At 69.5% G+C, this 16,704-nt stretch carries 12 protein-coding genes; 4 read left to right on the top strand and 8 right to left on the bottom strand.

Features of this window, described 5'->3' with window-relative positions:
- Nucleotides 1-4: 4 nt before the first annotated feature.
- The 8 genes from WG923_RS18065 to WG923_RS18030 form a co-directional block, all read right to left on the bottom strand.
- A complete protein-coding gene (locus WG923_RS18065) occupies nt 5-2,800 on the bottom strand; it encodes a multicopper oxidase domain-containing protein (RefSeq protein ID WP_340352372.1) in 2,796 nt (931 codons plus the stop codon).
- A gap of 557 nt (nt 2,801-3,357) precedes the next feature.
- Nucleotides 3,358-4,023, bottom strand: coding sequence for a class II aldolase/adducin family protein (locus WG923_RS18060; RefSeq protein WP_340352371.1), 666 nt, complete (start codon nt 4,021-4,023; stop codon nt 3,358-3,360).
- Nucleotides 4,020-5,291: a 3-oxo-tetronate kinase gene (otnK, locus tag WG923_RS18055; RefSeq protein WP_340352370.1), complete on the bottom strand. Its 1,272-nt coding sequence runs from the start codon at nt 5,289-5,291 to the stop codon at nt 4,020-4,022. Before otnK ends, WG923_RS18060 begins: the two co-directional genes overlap by 4 nt.
- Before the next feature lie 7 nt (nt 5,292-5,298).
- Nucleotides 5,299-5,910: a hypothetical protein gene (locus WG923_RS18050; RefSeq protein ID WP_340352369.1), complete on the bottom strand. Its 612-nt coding sequence runs from the start codon at nt 5,908-5,910 to the stop codon at nt 5,299-5,301.
- On the bottom strand, nt 5,907-8,150 hold the full coding sequence (locus tag WG923_RS18045; protein WP_340352368.1) for a hybrid sensor histidine kinase/response regulator: 2,244 nt from the start codon (nt 8,148-8,150) through the stop codon (nt 5,907-5,909). Before WG923_RS18045 ends, WG923_RS18050 begins: the two co-directional genes overlap by 4 nt.
- Nucleotides 8,147-8,599 carry a GNAT family N-acetyltransferase gene (locus WG923_RS18040; protein ID WP_340352367.1) on the bottom strand — a complete coding sequence of 151 codons (453 nt, stop codon included), beginning with the start codon at nt 8,597-8,599 and terminating at the stop codon, nt 8,147-8,149. Before WG923_RS18040 ends, WG923_RS18045 begins: the two co-directional genes overlap by 4 nt.
- A 136-nt stretch (nt 8,600-8,735) precedes the next feature.
- On the bottom strand, nt 8,736-11,858 hold the full coding sequence (locus WG923_RS18035) for an FAD-binding and (Fe-S)-binding domain-containing protein (RefSeq protein WP_340352366.1): 3,123 nt from the start codon (nt 11,856-11,858) through the stop codon (nt 8,736-8,738).
- Complete coding sequence (locus tag WG923_RS18030) at nt 11,855-12,535, bottom strand: GntR family transcriptional regulator (RefSeq protein WP_340352365.1); 681 nt, start codon at nt 12,533-12,535, stop codon at nt 11,855-11,857. Before WG923_RS18030 ends, WG923_RS18035 begins: the two co-directional genes overlap by 4 nt.
- A gap of 115 nt (nt 12,536-12,650) precedes the next feature.
- On the opposite strand from WG923_RS18030, the gene WG923_RS18025 reads away from it, so the two are divergent.
- The 4 genes from WG923_RS18025 to WG923_RS18010 all read left to right on the top strand — a co-directional run bounded on the left by WG923_RS18025 (nt 12,651) and on the right by WG923_RS18010 (nt 16,699).
- On the top strand, nt 12,651-13,880 hold the full coding sequence (locus WG923_RS18025) for a pyridoxal-phosphate-dependent aminotransferase family protein (RefSeq protein ID WP_340352364.1): 1,230 nt from the start codon (nt 12,651-12,653) through the stop codon (nt 13,878-13,880).
- A 57-nt stretch (nt 13,881-13,937) separates the two neighbouring features.
- On the top strand, nt 13,938-14,903 hold the full coding sequence (locus WG923_RS18020; protein WP_340352363.1) for a Bug family tripartite tricarboxylate transporter substrate binding protein: 966 nt from the start codon (nt 13,938-13,940) through the stop codon (nt 14,901-14,903).
- Between the two features lie 252 nt (nt 14,904-15,155).
- Nucleotides 15,156-16,139 carry a TRAP transporter substrate-binding protein gene (locus WG923_RS18015; protein WP_340352362.1) on the top strand — a complete coding sequence of 328 codons (984 nt, stop codon included), beginning with the start codon at nt 15,156-15,158 and terminating at the stop codon, nt 16,137-16,139.
- 17 nt (nt 16,140-16,156) lie between these two features.
- Nucleotides 16,157-16,699, top strand: coding sequence for a TRAP transporter small permease (locus WG923_RS18010; protein ID WP_340352361.1), 543 nt, complete (start codon nt 16,157-16,159; stop codon nt 16,697-16,699).
- Nucleotides 16,700-16,704: the final 5 nt, after the last annotated feature.

The raw sequence follows: 16,704 nt of genomic DNA, 5'->3' as shown, positions 1-16,704 counted from the left end.
CGGCTCAGTGGTTGGCCAGCGTGCCGGAGCCCGTGCGGAAGGTGGGGATGCCCACCGAAGGCGCGTACTCCACCCCGTCCCACGTCGGCAGCGGCGTGGGCATCACCTGGAACTGGCCCGGGTGCTCGATGTCCCACCGCAGCAGCATCGCGTTGTCCTCGTGCTGCGTGTTGTGGCAGTGCTCCACGTAGGTGCCGGCGAATTCGCGGAACTTGATCGCGAGGGTCAGGGAACCGCCGCTCTCGCTGTCGCCGCCGACGCGGTACACGTCCTTGCGGGACCACTTCTCCCATTCCGGCGGCGGGTTGCCGTTGCGGTCCAGGATGATGCCCTCCTCGAAGTGGATGTGCACCGGGTGGCTCCAGCCGCCGCCGGAGGTGATCTTCCACACTTCCGTGGTGCCGTCACCGGTTGCACCGGCGTCGGTCGGGCCGTTCGCCAGTTGCGGGGCGGCGCTGATGCGGCGCGGATCCGCCCAGTACGACACGCCGCCGTCGGTCTTGACGGTCCACGGATCGAGGTCCGTGCCGCCCGAGCGGCCGAAGTCGAAGGTGCGGTAGCGGGCGCTGCCCAGGGCGGCCATCTGCGTCGGGTTGGTCCGATCCAGCCAGAGCGGGATCATCTTCTTGTGCAGGCCCTTGCCGGACGCGACGGGCTCGTAGTCGACGGGGTTCATGCTCAGGTCGGTGCCGGTGTAGGGCTGCACGACCACCTGCATGAACTTGCCGACGGCGGGGTCGCCCTTGTCCCAGCTTTCCTTGCCCGGGGTGAGCACCGCCTTGTACTTCTCCGACAGGATGTCCTGCAGCGCCACCTTGTACTTGGCGACGATGCCCGTGTCGTGGTGCATCGTGTTGACGAAGTACAGCTTGGTGCCGGCCTTGAACTTGGAGAAGTCGACGACGATGTCGTAGCGCTCGGCGATCGCCTGGGTCGGCAGCCAGCCCTTGTGCTCGTTGGCGTTGCCGTTGCCATCGAGGTCCATGGAGCCGTCGAACGGAACCGCGTGCTCCAGGATGTTGCCGTCGTTGGCGACCATGTGGAAGGGCACGCGGTTGTACGTCAGGCCCGAACCGGCGGGACCGGGGTACTCGCCCGAGCTGCCCTTGACTTCCGCCACGAGCGCCAGCGACAGGTAGCGCGACACCGAGCCGTTGAGGATCCGGAAGCGGTACTTGCGGGCCCGCACGTCGAGCACCGGGGCGTACTGCCAGTTCACCAGCAGGCGGTCGCCGATGAAGCCGTCGGTGTTGAAGGGGTTGAACCACAGCTGGCCGGTCTGGTCCCAGGCCTTGTCGCCGATCACCAGGTTGACATCGTAGTCGCGGTTGCCCCAGGCCATGTTCTGGCCCGAGGGCAGGCGCAGGTTGACGCCGTCGTTCAAGGCTTCGTTGCCGCGGTCCAGCGCCGAGTAGTAGTTCATCATCACGGCGTTGCCCTTGTAGACGTTCTGGGCCGTGAAATCGAGCATGTGGTCGTGGAACCAGTGCGTGGACATCGTCTCGCGCCAGTCGCCGCGGATCTTGATCGAGCCGTTGACGCAGTCCTTCAGGCCGGGCGTGGCATCGTTGACCCACAGCTTCTCGCCGGCGGCGCACGGGAAGGCCGCGCGCGGGTCGCTCGCCGTGGTGTTGATCGTGTCGTAGCCGGCGAGCTGCAGGGGCCAGCGGTAGTCGTAGAACTGGCCGGGGAAGAAGAAGGCGTTGGCGAAGCCGTCGCTTTCGGCCGGTGAGTGGCCGTTGTGCTCGTGGGTCGAGATCGTGTGCAGCCCGAAGCCCATGTTGGCCTGCGGGTCGATCGGCAGCGCGTTGTAGTGGCGCATCAACAGCGGCTGGCCGTAGCGCGCCATCAGCAGCTTGGGCGGCAGCGTGCCGTCGAAGGTCCAGATCGACTTGTGGTCCTGCGTCGGCATGTTCGGGTGGATCTTGATCGGGATCCCCCTGGTCGTGCCGTTGAACGCCGGGTTCGCGTTGTCCGCGGTGTTGTAGTACAGGCCGCCGGGACCGAACTCGCCCACCTTGTAGCCGTGCATCTGCTTGCTGTCACGCAAGCCGCCGTTGACGCGGCTGCCCGCCTGCACGGTCTTGTAGTAGGCCTGCGGGTAGAACTCGTTCCAGCGCTGGTGGGCCCAGCCTTCCCCCGGCGGACGGCCTTCGGCCGGCGGATCGGTCAGGAAGCGGCCGAGGAAGAGCTCGATGTCCGGCTTCCAGGGGTTCTGCAGCGAGGTATTGGACTCGCGCTGCGGGAAGGGGGAGATGCCGGCCTGCTTCAGGAAGGCATCGAGGTCCGCGCTCGCGGGCCCGCTGCGCGAGACGACGGCCTCCTGCTCCGGCGCGACGCCGGCGCTCGGGCGCGGGAAGGGCAGGGTGCCGGCCTGGACGGCGGGGTCCAGCTTCTCGGGACCGAACTCCTCGAACATCAGCAGCTTCTGCGTGAACGGCAGGGCGCCGAACATGGGGCTGGGCAGGCCGTTGGTGGGGTAGTTGTACGGATACAGCGCATCGCGCTGGATCACGTTCTCGACGTTCACGATCCGCTTGTTCTCCATGAACACGCCACCGGGCAGTTCCAGCGAGCCATCGTTGGCCGGGCTGGCGCCCAGCAGGTCCTGGAGCGCTTGCGTGGGATCGGCGGGCTGGTCGGTGTAGTGGGACGGATCGGTGGCCGGCGGCGGGCCCGTGACGTCGAGGGCCGCCTGGGCGCTGAGGGTGGTGGAAGCGATCGCGGCGATGGCCACCGCGGTCAGGACGAACTTTGCGACTGGCTGGACTCCGTGGGGACGGACGAGGGTGGGTTTCATTCAAACTCCTGGGTTGGCTTGAACGCGCTGCGGGGGCAACGCTGGTTTTTATTCCTGCAAAAAACGTAACGCAGTGAGCGTGCCAGCGCGCGAAATAGCCGCCCGACCCAGGTTGGCCGAGGATTTGCGGGTCGTTCCTACGGATGAGCGATGTATCACTGGGGAAACATCACTAGGAATGGGGAATCCGCCCCCGGGAATGGGGGAAATTTACCCAAGCCTGAAGCATGCAACAGGGGCGTGGGCGGGCACGCCCGCGTTGCATAGGAATGCGCGGCTCTTAAGTCGAAGTTGGAGCGCGCCCGGCCGCTGTGGGCGGCCGGGGCAGGAGGGCGGTGGTGCGCGCAGTTTTCAGGCGCGTGGGAAGTGTAGGCACGAGGCCCGCGGCGCACCGATGAACGAAGGTGCCGAAGCGACTCCCACCAAAGTCAGGAAGATGTAATCGCCTGTGGTGGGTATGAGAACGTTCGATTTAATTCTGCACGCACGTCCCCTGCAGTACGACCCCCTGGGGCTGCCTGCAAACCGGATTTGTGCAAATGGAGCGGGACGCCGGCCTACCAGCGGGCGCCGAACGCGATGCGCAGCTGGTTGAGCGCTTCCTCGCCGAGCGGCTGTGGCCGGGGCTGCGCCAGCATCCACAGGCGCGCCGTCTCCTCCAGCTCCTCGAGCACGGCCATGGCCTGCGCCGGGGAGTCGTGCCACACGTTGGGGCCCAGGCGCGTGAGCATCACCGCGCGCAGGGGCGTGCCCTGGCCCGTGTAGCGCGTGATGAGCGATGCGATGGCTTCGGCTGCTTCGGGCGCGCCGGGGCGGTGGTAGGGCACGATGGGGACATGGCCCACCTTCATCACGAAGTAGGGCGTGATGGGTGGCAGCAGCTCGCCGTGCGGATCGCCCAGCGTCAGGGCCACGCAATGCGTGCTGTGCGTATGGATGACGCAGCGGGGCACCGGCACGCCGAGCGCCGCATGCGCGGCGTAGATGCGCCGGTGCAGCACCAGGGTCTTGCTGGCCGGCGCGCCGCCCACCTGCTGCCCCGAAGCGTCCACCCGGGCCAGCGCGTCGGGCTCCAGGAAGCCGAGGCAGGCGTCGGTGGGCGTGATCAGGAAGCCGTCGTCGAGGCGCACGCTGATGTTGCCGGCGGTGGCATGCACGTAGCCGCGCTCGAACAGGCTCCGGCCCACGCGGCAGATCTCGTCGCGCAGCTGGGATTCGTTCATGCCAGCATCGCGAAGGACTTGCGGAAGAAATCGGCGCTGCCGAAATTGCCGGACTTCAGCGCCAGGTGCAATTGCGCGTCGCACGCCGGCGCGGCGGCATGGCACCACGGCACGCCGGGATCGATCTGGCGGCCGATGCGCATCTGCTCGACGCCGAGCGCCTGCACCACCGCGCCGGAGGTCTCGCCGCCGGCCACCACGAGCTGGCGCACGCCGCGCTGCACGAGCCCCTTCGCGATCGCGGCCAGGGCGTCTTCCACCAGCGCGCCGGCCTGCTGCACCCCCAGGCGCTGCTGCACCGCCCGCACCGATCCGGGGTCGGCGGTGGAGTAGACCAGCACCGGCCCTTCCTTCAGTTCGCCGGCGGCCCATTCGAGCGTCGCGGCGACGAGGCCTTCGCGGTCGTCGGCGAGCTGCAGCGGATCGATCGCGCGGGCGGCGCCGCCGCAGGCCAGGAAGTCCGCGACCTGCCCCTGCGTGGCGACCGAGCAGCTGCCGGACACGATCGCGCGCAGGCCGGTGGGCTCGGGCAGGGCAGCCGCTTCCGGCCGCGGGGCGAGGCCGTGGTTCTGCGGCAGCCCGATGGCCACGCCGGAGCCGGCGACCACCAGCGGCGCGTCGCGCAAGGCCGCGCCGAGCGCGAGCAGGTCGGCGTCGGCCACCGCGTCGACGATGGCCAAGCGCACGCCTTCGCTGCGCAGCTGCGCGATGCGCGCGCGGATGCGCTCCGGCCCGCCGCGCACCACCGCGTGATCGACCAGGCCGACGCGCCCGCGCGACTGCGCCTGCATCACGCGCACCAGGTTCGCGTCGGTCATCGGCGTGAGCGGGTGCTGCCGCATTCCCGACTCGCTCAGGAGCACGTCGCCCACGAACAGGTGGCCCTTGTAGACGGTGCGCGCGTTCTCCGGGAAGGCCGGCGTCACGCAGCAGAAGTCCGCCCCCAATGCCTCCAGGAGCGCCTCCGCCACCGGCCCGATGTTGCCCTGCGGCGTCGAGTCGAAGGTGGAGCAGACCTTGAAGTAGAACTGGCCGCAGCCCTGCGCCTTGAGCCAGCGCAGGGCCGCCAGCGATTGCGCCACCGCCTCGGCCGCGGGGATGGTGCGCGACTTGAGGGCGACGACGACCGCGTCGACGTCGGACACGGGCGCGCGCGGCACGCCGATGGTCTGCACCACCTGCATGCCGGCGCGCACCAGGTTGTTGGCCAGGTCCGTGGCGCCGGTGAAATCGTCCGCGATGCAGCCGAGGAGGAGGGAGCGGGTCATCGTTCTTTCAATAGGGAGGCGCGAAGCCGTTCCTGCCGGCATTCACGCGCACGACAGTGGGGGTGCCGTTGATTTCCTGCACGATCGCGGCCACGCGCTGGCCTGCCTGCACCATGCCGCGGTCGCCCGGGCGCAGGCTCACGATGGGCGCCTCGGGCGGCACGATGATCGTCTTGCTGCCGTCCTTGTACCGCAGTTCGAGCCGTTCGCCGTTGGGCGACTTCGCGACGTCGGCGACGGTCGCGTTCGTCATCGTGCTTTGCGGCAGGAAGTCGAACGGGTAGTGGCCTTCGCCGGTGCCGCGCATGTTCTCGGGAAACAGCACCACGGCGATGGCCTTCTGGCTGCCGTCGGACTGCGGCAGGCCGCCCACGCCGACGAAGCTGCCAGCCTTCACGTCCTGCAGCGTCACCGGATAGACCTCGGTGACGCTCCAGTTCGGCGCCAGCGCGAGCTCCATGCGCTGGCCGCTGCGTTCCAGCAGCGTGAGCTTGCTGTCGTTCACGGCCTCGATCGTGCCGCGCAGGCGCACGGTCCTGGCCGGTTGCGCGGCGACGAGGCCGGGAGCGGCCGCCGTGGCGGCCAGGACGTGGAGAAACCGGCGGCGGTGCAAGGTCATGGGGCGCTCCTGTCTGTGTTGTCCCGCAGGCCCTGCCGGATCGCTTCGAGCAGCGCATCCGGTGCCGCGGGCTTGACCAGGTGCTGGCGAAAGCCGGCCGCGCGCGCACGGGTGATGTCCGCCGCGGTGCCGTACCCGGTCAGCGCCACAAGATAGCAGTTCCTGCCGTTCGGATGAACCCGCACCCGTGCCGCGAGTTCGTAGCCGCTCATGCCGGGCAGGCCGATGTCGAGCACGGCCACGTCGGGCGTGAAGCCATCGAGCTGCGTGAGCGCGACGCCGGGGTCGTACGCCACCTGCACCTGGTAGCCCGACAGCTCGAGCAGTGCGGAGGCGGTGTCCGCGGCGTCCTGGTTGTCGTCGACCAGCAGGATGCGGCCCTGCGCGCCCTCGGTCACGCGCGGGGTGGTGGCCGCGGCGGCTTCGGGCGGCGGCGCCACCAGCGGCAGGCGCACGGTGAAGGTGCTGCCGCCGCCCTCGCCGGGGCTCGACGCGTCCACATGGCCGCCATGCATCTCGATCAGGCTGCGCACGATCGCCAGGCCCAGGCCGAGGCCGCCGCGCGAGCGGTCGCTGCCCTGGGGCGCCTGGTAGAACAGGTCGAACACGTGCTCCAGCACCTCGGGCGGCATGCCGACGCCGTCGTCGCCCACGGAGACCTCAGCCGCGTCGCCCGAGCGCGCGAGCGCCAGCGTGACGGTGCCTTGCGGGCCGGTGAACTTGATCGCGTTGCCCAGCAGGTTGTGGAGCACCTGCGCGAGCCGCACTTCGTCCGCGAGCACCCACAGGGTGTCCGCGTCGTCCGCCAGCTGCAGTTCCAGCCGGCGCAGGCCGAGCCCCGGCTGCGCTGCCTGCGCCGCGTGCCGCACCAGGTCCGCCAGGTGCAGCGGCTGGATGCGCATCTCCAGCCGCTTGCCCGTGATGCGCGAGACGTCCAGCAGGTCGTCCACCAGCCGCTTCATGTGCGCCACCTGGCGCTCCATCACCTCCCGTTCGCGGCTCGTGGCGGGGTCGCCCTTGCGCGCCATCAGGTGCAGCGCGGTGGCCATGGGCGCGAGCGGGTTGCGCAGCTCGTGCCCGAGCATCGCCAGGAATTCGTCCTTGCTGCGGCCCGCCTCCTCGGCACGCTGCAGCGCCTCGGTGGCGCGCGCGAGCAGGGTTTCGCGTTCGGCTTCGGCCGCGCGCCGCTCCTGCGCGGCCCGTTCGCGGTCGGCGGAGGCGCGCGCGAGCGCCGCGCCCACGTCGTCCAGTTCGGCGACATCGAGGTGCGGCAGGCGCACCGGCTCGCCGCGCCCGAGCGCGCCGGCGGCGGCCTTCAGGGCGTCGATCGGCTCGGTGACGTCGCGCGCGAAATACCAGGCCAGGAACGCCGCCAGCCCGAGCGAGGCGAGCAGGCCCGCGCCCACGGCGCCCAGCACGCCGTAGAGGCCGCTGTCCGCATCGTCGGCGGAGATGCCCGTGGCCACCACCCAGCCCCAGCGCGGCAGGCGCGCATAGCCGGTGTGGCTGCGCGTGCCCTCCAGCGTGGTGGTGAGGGCGGTGTCTTCCATGCGGCCCTGTGCCAGCAGCGCCTGCAGCGACGGCGAGGGGCGGTCGCCGGGAAAGGCCTTGGAGCGGGCGACGCGCCGCAGGTCGCGGTCGAACACCGACACGACCGAGGTGGCCGGCACCTGCTGGCGCAGCAGCACCGCCAGGATGTGTTCGGCGGGGATGACCGCCGACAGCACATACTGCAGTTGCCCGCCGCGCTCGACCGGCACCCGCACCGCGAAGGCCTGCGTGCCGCCCGGGCCGCGGGCCACGCCGCCCACCACGGGTTGCCGGGTCTGGATCGCCAGGCGCATGCTGGCCGCATCCACGGGCGCGGGGTTCGCCGCGCCCGGCTGCGCCGCCGAGTTGAGCACGATGCGGCCCGAGCCATCGGCGAGGATGATCGTGCGCCAGCCCTGGCCATCGGCGATGCGGCGCGCGAGCGCATGGAACTCGCGCAGCCGGCCGGGTTCGAGCTCGTCGGTCAGCGCCAGGCTTTGCAGCACGCCGACGGTGGCGCGCAGCTCGGCGTCCACCGCCGTGCCCAGGGCCCGCGAGACGGCCAGCGCGGTGTCGCGCGCATCCCGCTGCCGCTCGGAGGTGAGGTAGGCCAGCACCACGCCGGCCACGATCGCCAGCGGCAGCAGGCCGCTCGCGGCCAGCAGGAACAGCCGGAAGCGCAGCGACCGGCCCGGCCCGCCACCCCTCATTTCTGCCGGATCACGTAACGGACGAAGCCGTCGGCCTGCGTGAAGCGGTCGTACAGGCGCCGCGCGGCGGCGTTGTCCGCCTTCGTCATCCAGTACAGGCGGGCCCAGCCCTCGGCGCGCATCGCATTGCGCAGCCACTCGATCAGGGCCGTGGCCAGGCCGTGGCCGCGCGCGGACGGCAGGACGAACAGGTCCTCCATGTAGCAGACCGGTTGCGTCTCCCACGTGTTCTCGTGGACCACGCAGTTGGCGAAGCCGTACACCTGGCCGTCGACCTCCGCCACGACGCACATCACGGCGGAATCGGGGTCGAGGATGCGCTTCCAGGTCCGCCGGGTCACTTCCTCGGTGAGCTGCGCGCGGTAGAAGTCGCAGTAGGCGCGCCAAAGCTGGCGCCAGGCAGCTTCGTCCGAGGGCAGGGCGGCGCGGATGATGCAGGGCGTCGTCACCCGCCCATTGTGCCCGGCCAAGGCCGCATCCGCCTGACAGGTGCGCGGGATGCGACGCGAGGGCGACGCGCCGGCCCCGCGCCCACACGCCCCGGCACGCCACGGCACGCCCCGGTGGCAGCCTCAGGCGGCAGCCTCAGGCCCGCAGCGCCATCTCCAGCACCACCGCCGCATGCAGCGCCTGCCGCTGCGCGCCGTCGTGGATCTGGTGGCGGCAGCTGGTGCCGTCGGCCACGATGATCGCGTCGGGCGCGTTGCGCACCGCCGGCAGCAGGCTCAGCTCGGCCATTTGCATGGACACGTCCATGTGCCTGGCCTCGTAGCCGAAGCTGCCCGCCATGCCGCAGCAGCTCGATTCAATGAGCTGCGGCTGCGCACCCGGCACGAGCTTGAGCACGTCGAGCACCGGCGAGATCGCACCGAAGGCCTTCTGGTGGCAGTGCCCGTGCACCAGGATAGGCTTGCCCAGGGGCTTGAGCTTGCCCCGCAGCTCCTCCAGCCGGCCGGCCGCGGCTTCGCGGGCCAGGAATTCCTCCAGCAGCAGCGCCTGCCCGGCCAGCACCCGGGCGCGTTCGCCGAAGCCCATCGCGGTGACCTCGTCGCGCAGCGACAGCAGGCAGGAGGGCTCCAGGCCCACCACCGGAATGCCCCTGGCCGCCAGCGGATGCAGCGCATCGACCATCTCGCCGGCCTTGCGCCTGGCTTCTTCCACCATGCCGCTGGCCAGGTAGGTGCGGCCGCAGCACAGGTGCTTGCCGTCCGGCGTTTCCTTGCTGGCGATGTGCACCGTGTAGCCGGCGGCGGACAGCACGTGGAAGGCCGCCTTGGCGTTCGCGGACTCGAAGAAGGCGTTGAAGGTGTCGACGAACAGCACCACGGGCTTTTGCGCCGCGAGCACTTCCTCGCGCGAGGCCCCCGGCACGCCGGACTGGAAGAAGTGGCACTTCTCCCATTCGGGCAGGCTGCGCTGTGCCGAGATGCCCAGCATCTTCTCGCCCAGCTTCGCCAGCAGCGGCACGCGGTTGCGCAGGTTCATCAGCCCCGCGAAGCGGCTTGCGGTGGCGGCGTAGTCCGGCAACCGGCCGATCACCTTGTCCTTGAGCGAATACCCGTTCTGCTGGCGATCCGCATGCAGGACCTCGATCTTCATCCGGGCCATGTCCACGCCCGTGGGGCAATCGCGCTTGCAACCCTTGCAACTCACGCAGAGCTCCAGGGCTTCCATGACTTCCGTCATGGCCGCCTTGGACATCTGCGTGTGCGTATTGTTGCTCCCCCCACCCCCAACCCCTCCCCTCGAGGGGAGGGGCTCCAGTTGGCCGGACAGAGCCAGGCGCAAGGTATTCGCACGTCCCCGTGTCGAATGCTTCTCGTCGCGCGTGACGCGGTAGCTGGGGCACATGGTGCCGGCGTCGAACTTGCGGCAGTGGCCGTTGTTGTTGCACATCTCCACCGCCTTGGCCAAGCCCCGGGCGGGGTCGCCGCCCGTGCCGGGCGCGGTGGTCTTCTCGGTGGCGGGGTCGTTCTGCACGTCCCAGGCCGTCCAGTCCAGCGCCGGCTGCAGCGGGATGACCTGGTAGGTGGGCGGGAAGCGCATCAGGCGCGTGTCGTCCATGCGCGGCGGATCGATGATGCGCCTGGGCGAGAGCAGCCCGATCGGATCGAACAGGCGCTTGATCTCGCCGAAGCCCGCATCGATCTTCGGGCCGAACTGCCAGCGGATCCATTCGCCGCGGCACAGGCCGTCGCCGTGCTCGCCGCTGTAGGCGCCCTTGTACTTGCGCACCAGGGCCGAAGCCTCCTGGGCGATCGCGCGCATCTTCGCCGCGCCTTCGCGGCGCATGTCGAGGATCGGCCGCACGTGCAGGGTGCCGACCGACGCGTGGGCATACCAGGTGCCCTTGGTGCCGTGCTTGCGGAACACCTGCGTGAGTTCGTCGGTGTATTCGGCCAGGTGCGCCAGCGGCACCGCGCAGTCCTCGATGAAGGAGACCGGCTTGCCGTCGCCCTTGAGGCTCATCATGATGTTGAGGCCGGCCTTGCGCACTTCCCACAGCGCCTTCTGCGGGCCTTCGTCGGGCATCAGCACCACCGAGCGGGGCAGGCCCAGGTCGCCCATCAGCGCCTCGAGTTCGGCCAGCTTGCGCACCAGTGCCGTCCTGTCGGTGCCGGCGAATTCGACCAGCAGCACCGCATCCGGCTGGCCGATCAGTGCCGCGCGCACGGTGGGCGCGAAGGCGGGGTTCTGCAGCGACAGCTCGATCATCGTGCGGTCGACCAGTTCCACCGCGGTGAGCGTGCCGTCCCCACCCAGCTTCACGATGTGCTGGGCCGAATCCATCGCCTGGTAGAAGGTCGGGAAGTTCACGACGCCCAGCACCTTGTGGCGCGGGATCTCGGCCAGCTGCAGCTTCAGGCTCCTGGTGAGGGCCAGGGTGCCTTCGCTGCCGACGAGCAGGTGCGCGAGGTTGACGCTGCCGTCCTTCGTGTACGGCTTCTCGTTCTGGTTGCGGAAGACGTCGAGGTTGTAGCCGCCCACGCGGCGCAGCACCTTGGGCCAGTGGGCGTCGATCTCCGGCGCGAGCGCCAGCGCGAGCTCGCGCACGCGCTCGCCATAGGCGCGCACCGCGCCGGTCGCTTCGTCGAAGCGGCCGAAGGTGTGCAGGGCGCCGTCGGACGTCCAGGCCTGCGCGCCCAGCACGTTGTGCACCATGTTGCCGTAGGCGATGCTGCGGCTGCCGCAGGAGTTGTTGCCGGCCATGCCGCCCAGCGTGGCCTGGGCCGCGGTGGACACGTCCACCGGGTACCACAGGCCGGTCTTCTTCAGGTGGGCGTTCAGGTGGTCCAGCACGATGCCCGGTTCCACCGTGGCGGTGCGGTTGGCGGTGTCGACTTCCAGCACCTGGCGCACGTGCTTGGCGAAGTCGATGACGAGGCCGGCCCCCACGGTCTGGCCGCACTGGCTGGTGCCGCCGCCGCGCGGCACCACCGGCACTTTCAGGTCGCGGCAGATGTCCAGCGCGATGCGCGCGTCCTCGGCCGACTTCGGCACGAACACGCCCACCGGCGTCACCTGGTAGATCGAGGCATCGGTGGCATAGCGGCCGCGGTCGGCCGGCGAGAACAGGACTTCGCCCTGGGTCTCGGCGGCCAGGCGCTGGGCCAGCCGGCCGGCGACCTCGTTGCTCGCCTGGGCGACGGTGTCGTAGGCAGCGCCCTCGGCCTGGCGGGCGACGGTGATCGGCAGGGGTGCGTTCATGAGGCTTCCTTGCGGGCGGCGCGCAGCTGGTCGAGCACCACCTCCCGCTTGTTGCGCAGGTGCGTGAGCAGCACCTCGCGCATGGCGCCGGCGTCATGCGAGGCCAGCGCTTCGATCATCTTCTGGTGGTCCTGCATCGCGTTCTTCCATTTCTCGCCGTCCTGGTTGGAGCGGAAGCGCAGCGCCTGCAGCCGCGCGTTGACCTGCTGGTACACCTGCGCGAGCACCGGGTTCTTGGCGGCCGCGTTGATCGCCGAATGGATCCGCGCGTTCAGGCCGTAATAGGCGGACAGGTCGCGCCGCGTGTAGGCGGCCATCATTTCGAAGTGCATGGCCTGGATCTCGGCGAACTCCTGCTCCGTGATGCGCTCGGCGGCCAGTTCGCCGGCCTGCGCCTCCAGGGCCCCCATCACCTCGAAGGTGTGGAGGATGTCCTCCTCCGTCAGCGAGACGGCGACGGCGCCGCGGTTGGGGAGCAGTTCCACCAGGCCTTCGGCGGCCAGCATCTTGATCGCCTCGCGCAGCGGCGTGCGCGAGACCTTCAGCCGCTCGGACAGCTCGCGTTCGTTGAGCTTGGCGCCGGGCGCGATGCGGCCTTCCACCAGCATCTGGCGCAGGCGCTGCGCCACCTGCTCGTGCAGCGCGGCGCGGGGAATGGGGATGACTTCAGCCGACATGGCTGGATTTTGTATGCAAAAAGGCCCCAGCGCAATTGTTGCCTAAGGGTCGGGGCCATTGACAAGCGAATTTTGTATGCAAAAAATGGCGCCCACCTCCAACGAAGCGCCCTCCATGCTCACCCTCGACTTCCATCCCACCGGCCGCCACTTCCTGCAGATTCCCGGGCCTTCCCCGGTGCCGGACCGCATCCTGCGGGCCATGAGCCTGCCCACCATCGACCACCGCGGGCCGGAGTTCGCCGTCCTGGGCAAGCGCGTGCTCAAGGGGATCCAGCACATCTTCCAGACGAAGCACCCGGTCGCGATCTATCCCGCCTCGGGCACCGGCGCCTGGGAAGCGGCGCTGGCCAACACCATGAGCCCCGGCGACCACGTGCTGATGTTCGAGACCGGCCACTTCGCCACCCTGTGGCAGAAGATGGCCACCCGCCTGGGCCTGAAGACCGAGTTCCTCGGCCTGCCCGGCGTGGAAGGCTGGCGCCGGGGGGTGCAGGCGCACATGATCGAGGAGCGCCTGAAGGCCGACAAGGAGCATTCGATCAAGGCCGTGTGCGTGGTGCACAACGAGACCTCCACCGGCGCCACCAGCAACATCCTGGCCGTGCGCCGCGCCATCGATGCGGCCAGGCACCCGGCGCTGCTGCTGGTCGACAGCATCTCGGGCCTGGCCTCCGCCGAATACAAGCACGACGAGTGGGGCGTGGACGTCACCGTCAGCGGCTCGCAGAAGGGCCTGATGCTGCCCCCGGGCATCAGCTTCAACGCGCTGTCGCCGAAGGCGCTGGAAGCGAGCAAGTCCGCGAAGCTGCCCAAGGCCTTCTGGGCCTGGGACGAGATCGTGGAGATGAACAAGGGCGGCTACTGGCCCTACACGCCCAACACCAACCTGCTGTACGGGCTGGCCGAAGCGTGCGACATGCTGCTCGATCCGGCCTCGGGCGGGCTCGAGGGCGTGTTCGCGCGCCACCGGCGCTGGGCCGAGGGCGTGCGCGCCGGCGTGAAGGCCTGGGGCCTGGAGATCCAGTGCACCGAGGTCGCGAGCCAGTCGCCGGTGCTCACGGGCGTGGTCACGCCCGAGGGTGTCGACGCGGATGCGGTGCGCAAGCTGATCTACGAACGCTTCGACCTGTCGCTGGGCACGGGCCTGGGCAAGGTGAAGGGCCGCATGTTCCGCATCGGGCACCTGGGGGACTGCAACGACCTCACGCTGATGGCCGCCCTGTCCGGATGCGAGATGGGCCTGAAGCTCGCCGGGGTGAAGCTGGCAGGCTCGGGGGTTGCCGCCGCCATGGAGTATTTCGCCGGGCACCCGGCGCCCGTCGCCCTGCAGAAGGCGGCGTAAGGAAGTCCGAGGCTCCGAGCGGAGCCTCTTTTTTCGTCGGTACAGGAGACAAGAGTAGTGCAACGCAGAACATTCATCGCAGGCGCCGCCGCATCGGTGGCCCTGCCCATGGCCTACGGCCAGTCGCTGCCCACGCAGCCGGTGCGCATCATCGTGGGCTTCGCCCCCGGGGGCGGCACCGACCTGCTGGCGCGCGTCATCGGCCAGAAGCTGGGCGAGATGTGGAAGACGCAGGTGATCGTCGAGAACAAGGCGGGCGCTTCCGGCACCATCGCCGCCGACTACGTGGCCAAGCAGCCCGGCGACGGCACGGTGCTGCACATGGCGCACATCAACAGCCACGCGATCGTGCCGCACCTGCAGCGCCTGAACTACGACGCCGAGCGCGACTTCCAGCCGATCGCGATGGTGGGCGTCACCCCCAACCTGCTGATCTGCGGCCAGATGCAGCCGGCCAAGACCGTGAAGGACCTGGTGGCGCTGTGCAAGGCCAACCCCGGCAAGATCAGCTTCGGCTCCGCCGGCAGCGGCTCGGCCCAGCACCTCGCGCTGGAGATGTTCATGCTGCAGGCCGGCGTCAAGGCGATCCACGTGCCGTACAAGGGCTCGGGCCCGATGCTCACCGACCTGATCGGCGGCCAGGTGCAATACAGCTTCGACACGATGACGGCCGCCACGCCGCACGTGAAGAACGGCAAGGCCATCGCGATCGCGCAGACGCGCCTCAAGCGCGCCTCCGGCCACCCCAACGTGCCGACGATGGCCGAGTCCGGCTTCCCCGGCTTCGAGGCCACCACGTGGTACGGCCTGGTCGGCCCCGGCAAGCTGCCGCTGGCCCTGGCCCGGCGCATGAACGAGGACGTGAACAAGGCCCTGCTGATGCCGGACGTGATCGAGAAACTCGAAGCTTCCGGCGCGGAGGAGGGCGGCGGCTCGGTCGAGAAGTTCGCGCAGTTCATGCACGTCGAACAGGCCAAGTGGGGCAAGGTCATCAAGGAGGCCGGCGTCAAGGCCGACGCCTGAGTGCGATGCGGCGGCGGCCTCCCACGGACCGGGGGCGGCCGCTGCCGGTGGGCCGGGCGAACCCCGGCGGACTGCGCCCGCGGCACGCGGTGCAGCGGGGGCGCTGCCGTTCCATCGCCATCCTGCCGATGCCGATGCCGATGCGGATCGCGAGCGCCGCTGAACCGAAAGGTGTCGGGACCAGACCTCATTGACAGCACCAGTCCCCGCAGGCCGAATGCTCGCGGTATGCGTTCCCACAGGAGACAAGGCATGAAGGCGTTCCTCACCATCCTCTGCGCCGGCGTCGCGGCGCTGGCGTTCGCGGCACCGGCGTCCGCGCAGGCGCCCATCGAACTCAAGCTCGGCCACGTGGGCGAGCCGGGTTCCATCTTCCAGATCAGCGCCGACGAATACGCCAGGCGCGTGAACCAGAAGCTCGCGGGCAAGGTGAAGATCGTCACCTACGGCTCCAGCCAGCTGGGGGGCGACAAGGAACTGGTGCAGAAGCTCAAGCTGGGCACCGTGGACATGGCGGTGCCGTCCACGGTCATGAGCTCCGAGGTCGACCTGTACGGGATCTTCGAGCTGCCCTACATGGTGAAGGACCGCGAGCACATGAAGCGCATCGAAAGGGACATCTTCTGGAGCGCGCTCGAGCCGGCCACCGAGAAGAAGGGCCTGAAGGTCCTGGCGCTGTGGGAGAACGGCTATCGCCACATCACGAACAACAAGCGCCCCGTGCGCGTGCCGGAGGACCTGAAGGGCTTCAAGCTGCGCGTGCCCGAGGGCAAGTGGCGCGTGAAGATGTTCCAGGAGTACGGCGCCAACCCGAGCCCGATGAAGTTCTCGGAGCTGTTCACCGCCCTGCAGACGGGCGTGATGGACGGCCAGGAGAACCCGTTCACGCAGATCTATTCGGCCAAGCTGCAGGAGGTGCAGAAGTACCTGTCGCTCTCGGGCCACGTCTACACGCCGGCCTACCTGCTGGTGGGCAAGACCAAGTACGAGCAGCTGCCCGCCGACGTGCGCAAGGTGCTGGAGGACACGGCCAAGGAAACGCAGGCCTTCGTCTACGCCACCGCGGAAAAGCAGGAAACCGAGCTGCTGGGCAAGCTCAAGGCCGCCGGCATGCAGGTCAACGAAGTGGACAAGAACGCCTTCATCGCCGCCAGCAAGGGCATCTACGACGACTTCTCCAAGGAAGTGCCCGCGGCCCGGCCGCTGATCGACAAGGCCGTGGCCCTGGGCAAGTAGGCAGGACGCACCCCGCCATGCAGCACACCGACACGGGCGCGCCGTTCACGGCGATGCAAACCTTCCGCCGCCGCTACGGCGCCCTGCTCGAATGGGTCGTGATGGCGCTCATGGTGCTGCTGGCGGTGGAGGTCACGCTGGGCGTGGTGTTCCGCGCCGCCGGCAAGTCGCTCGTGTGGTACGACGAAGTCGCCTCGGTGATGCTGGCGTGGCTGACGTTCTACGGCTCCGCGCTCGCTTCGGTGAAGCGGGCGCACATCGGCTGCCCGGAGGTGGTGGAGCAACTGCCCGCGGCCTGGCAGCGCTGGCTGGCCATCGTCACGCAATTGCTGGTGATCGCGTTCTTCGCGCTGCTCGGATGGATGGGGGTGCAGATCATGGGCGTGCTCGCCAGCGACACGATGGTGAGCCTGCCGGACGTGCCGATGAACGTCGTGCAGTCGGTGATCCCCATTTCCTCGGGCCTGATCGTCGTCGCGGAATTCACGCACCTGGTGGATCTCTGGCTGGCCCGCCCGCGTGCCGTGAGCGCCGCGGCCCTGGCCGACGGCCTGCACTGAGGGCG

Origin of the sequence: Ramlibacter sp. AN1133 (assembly GCF_037890035.1) — a bacterium.
Taxonomy (GTDB): domain Bacteria; phylum Pseudomonadota; class Gammaproteobacteria; order Burkholderiales; family Burkholderiaceae_C; genus Ramlibacter.
This window is presented reverse-complemented; position numbering and strand designations above follow the sequence as displayed.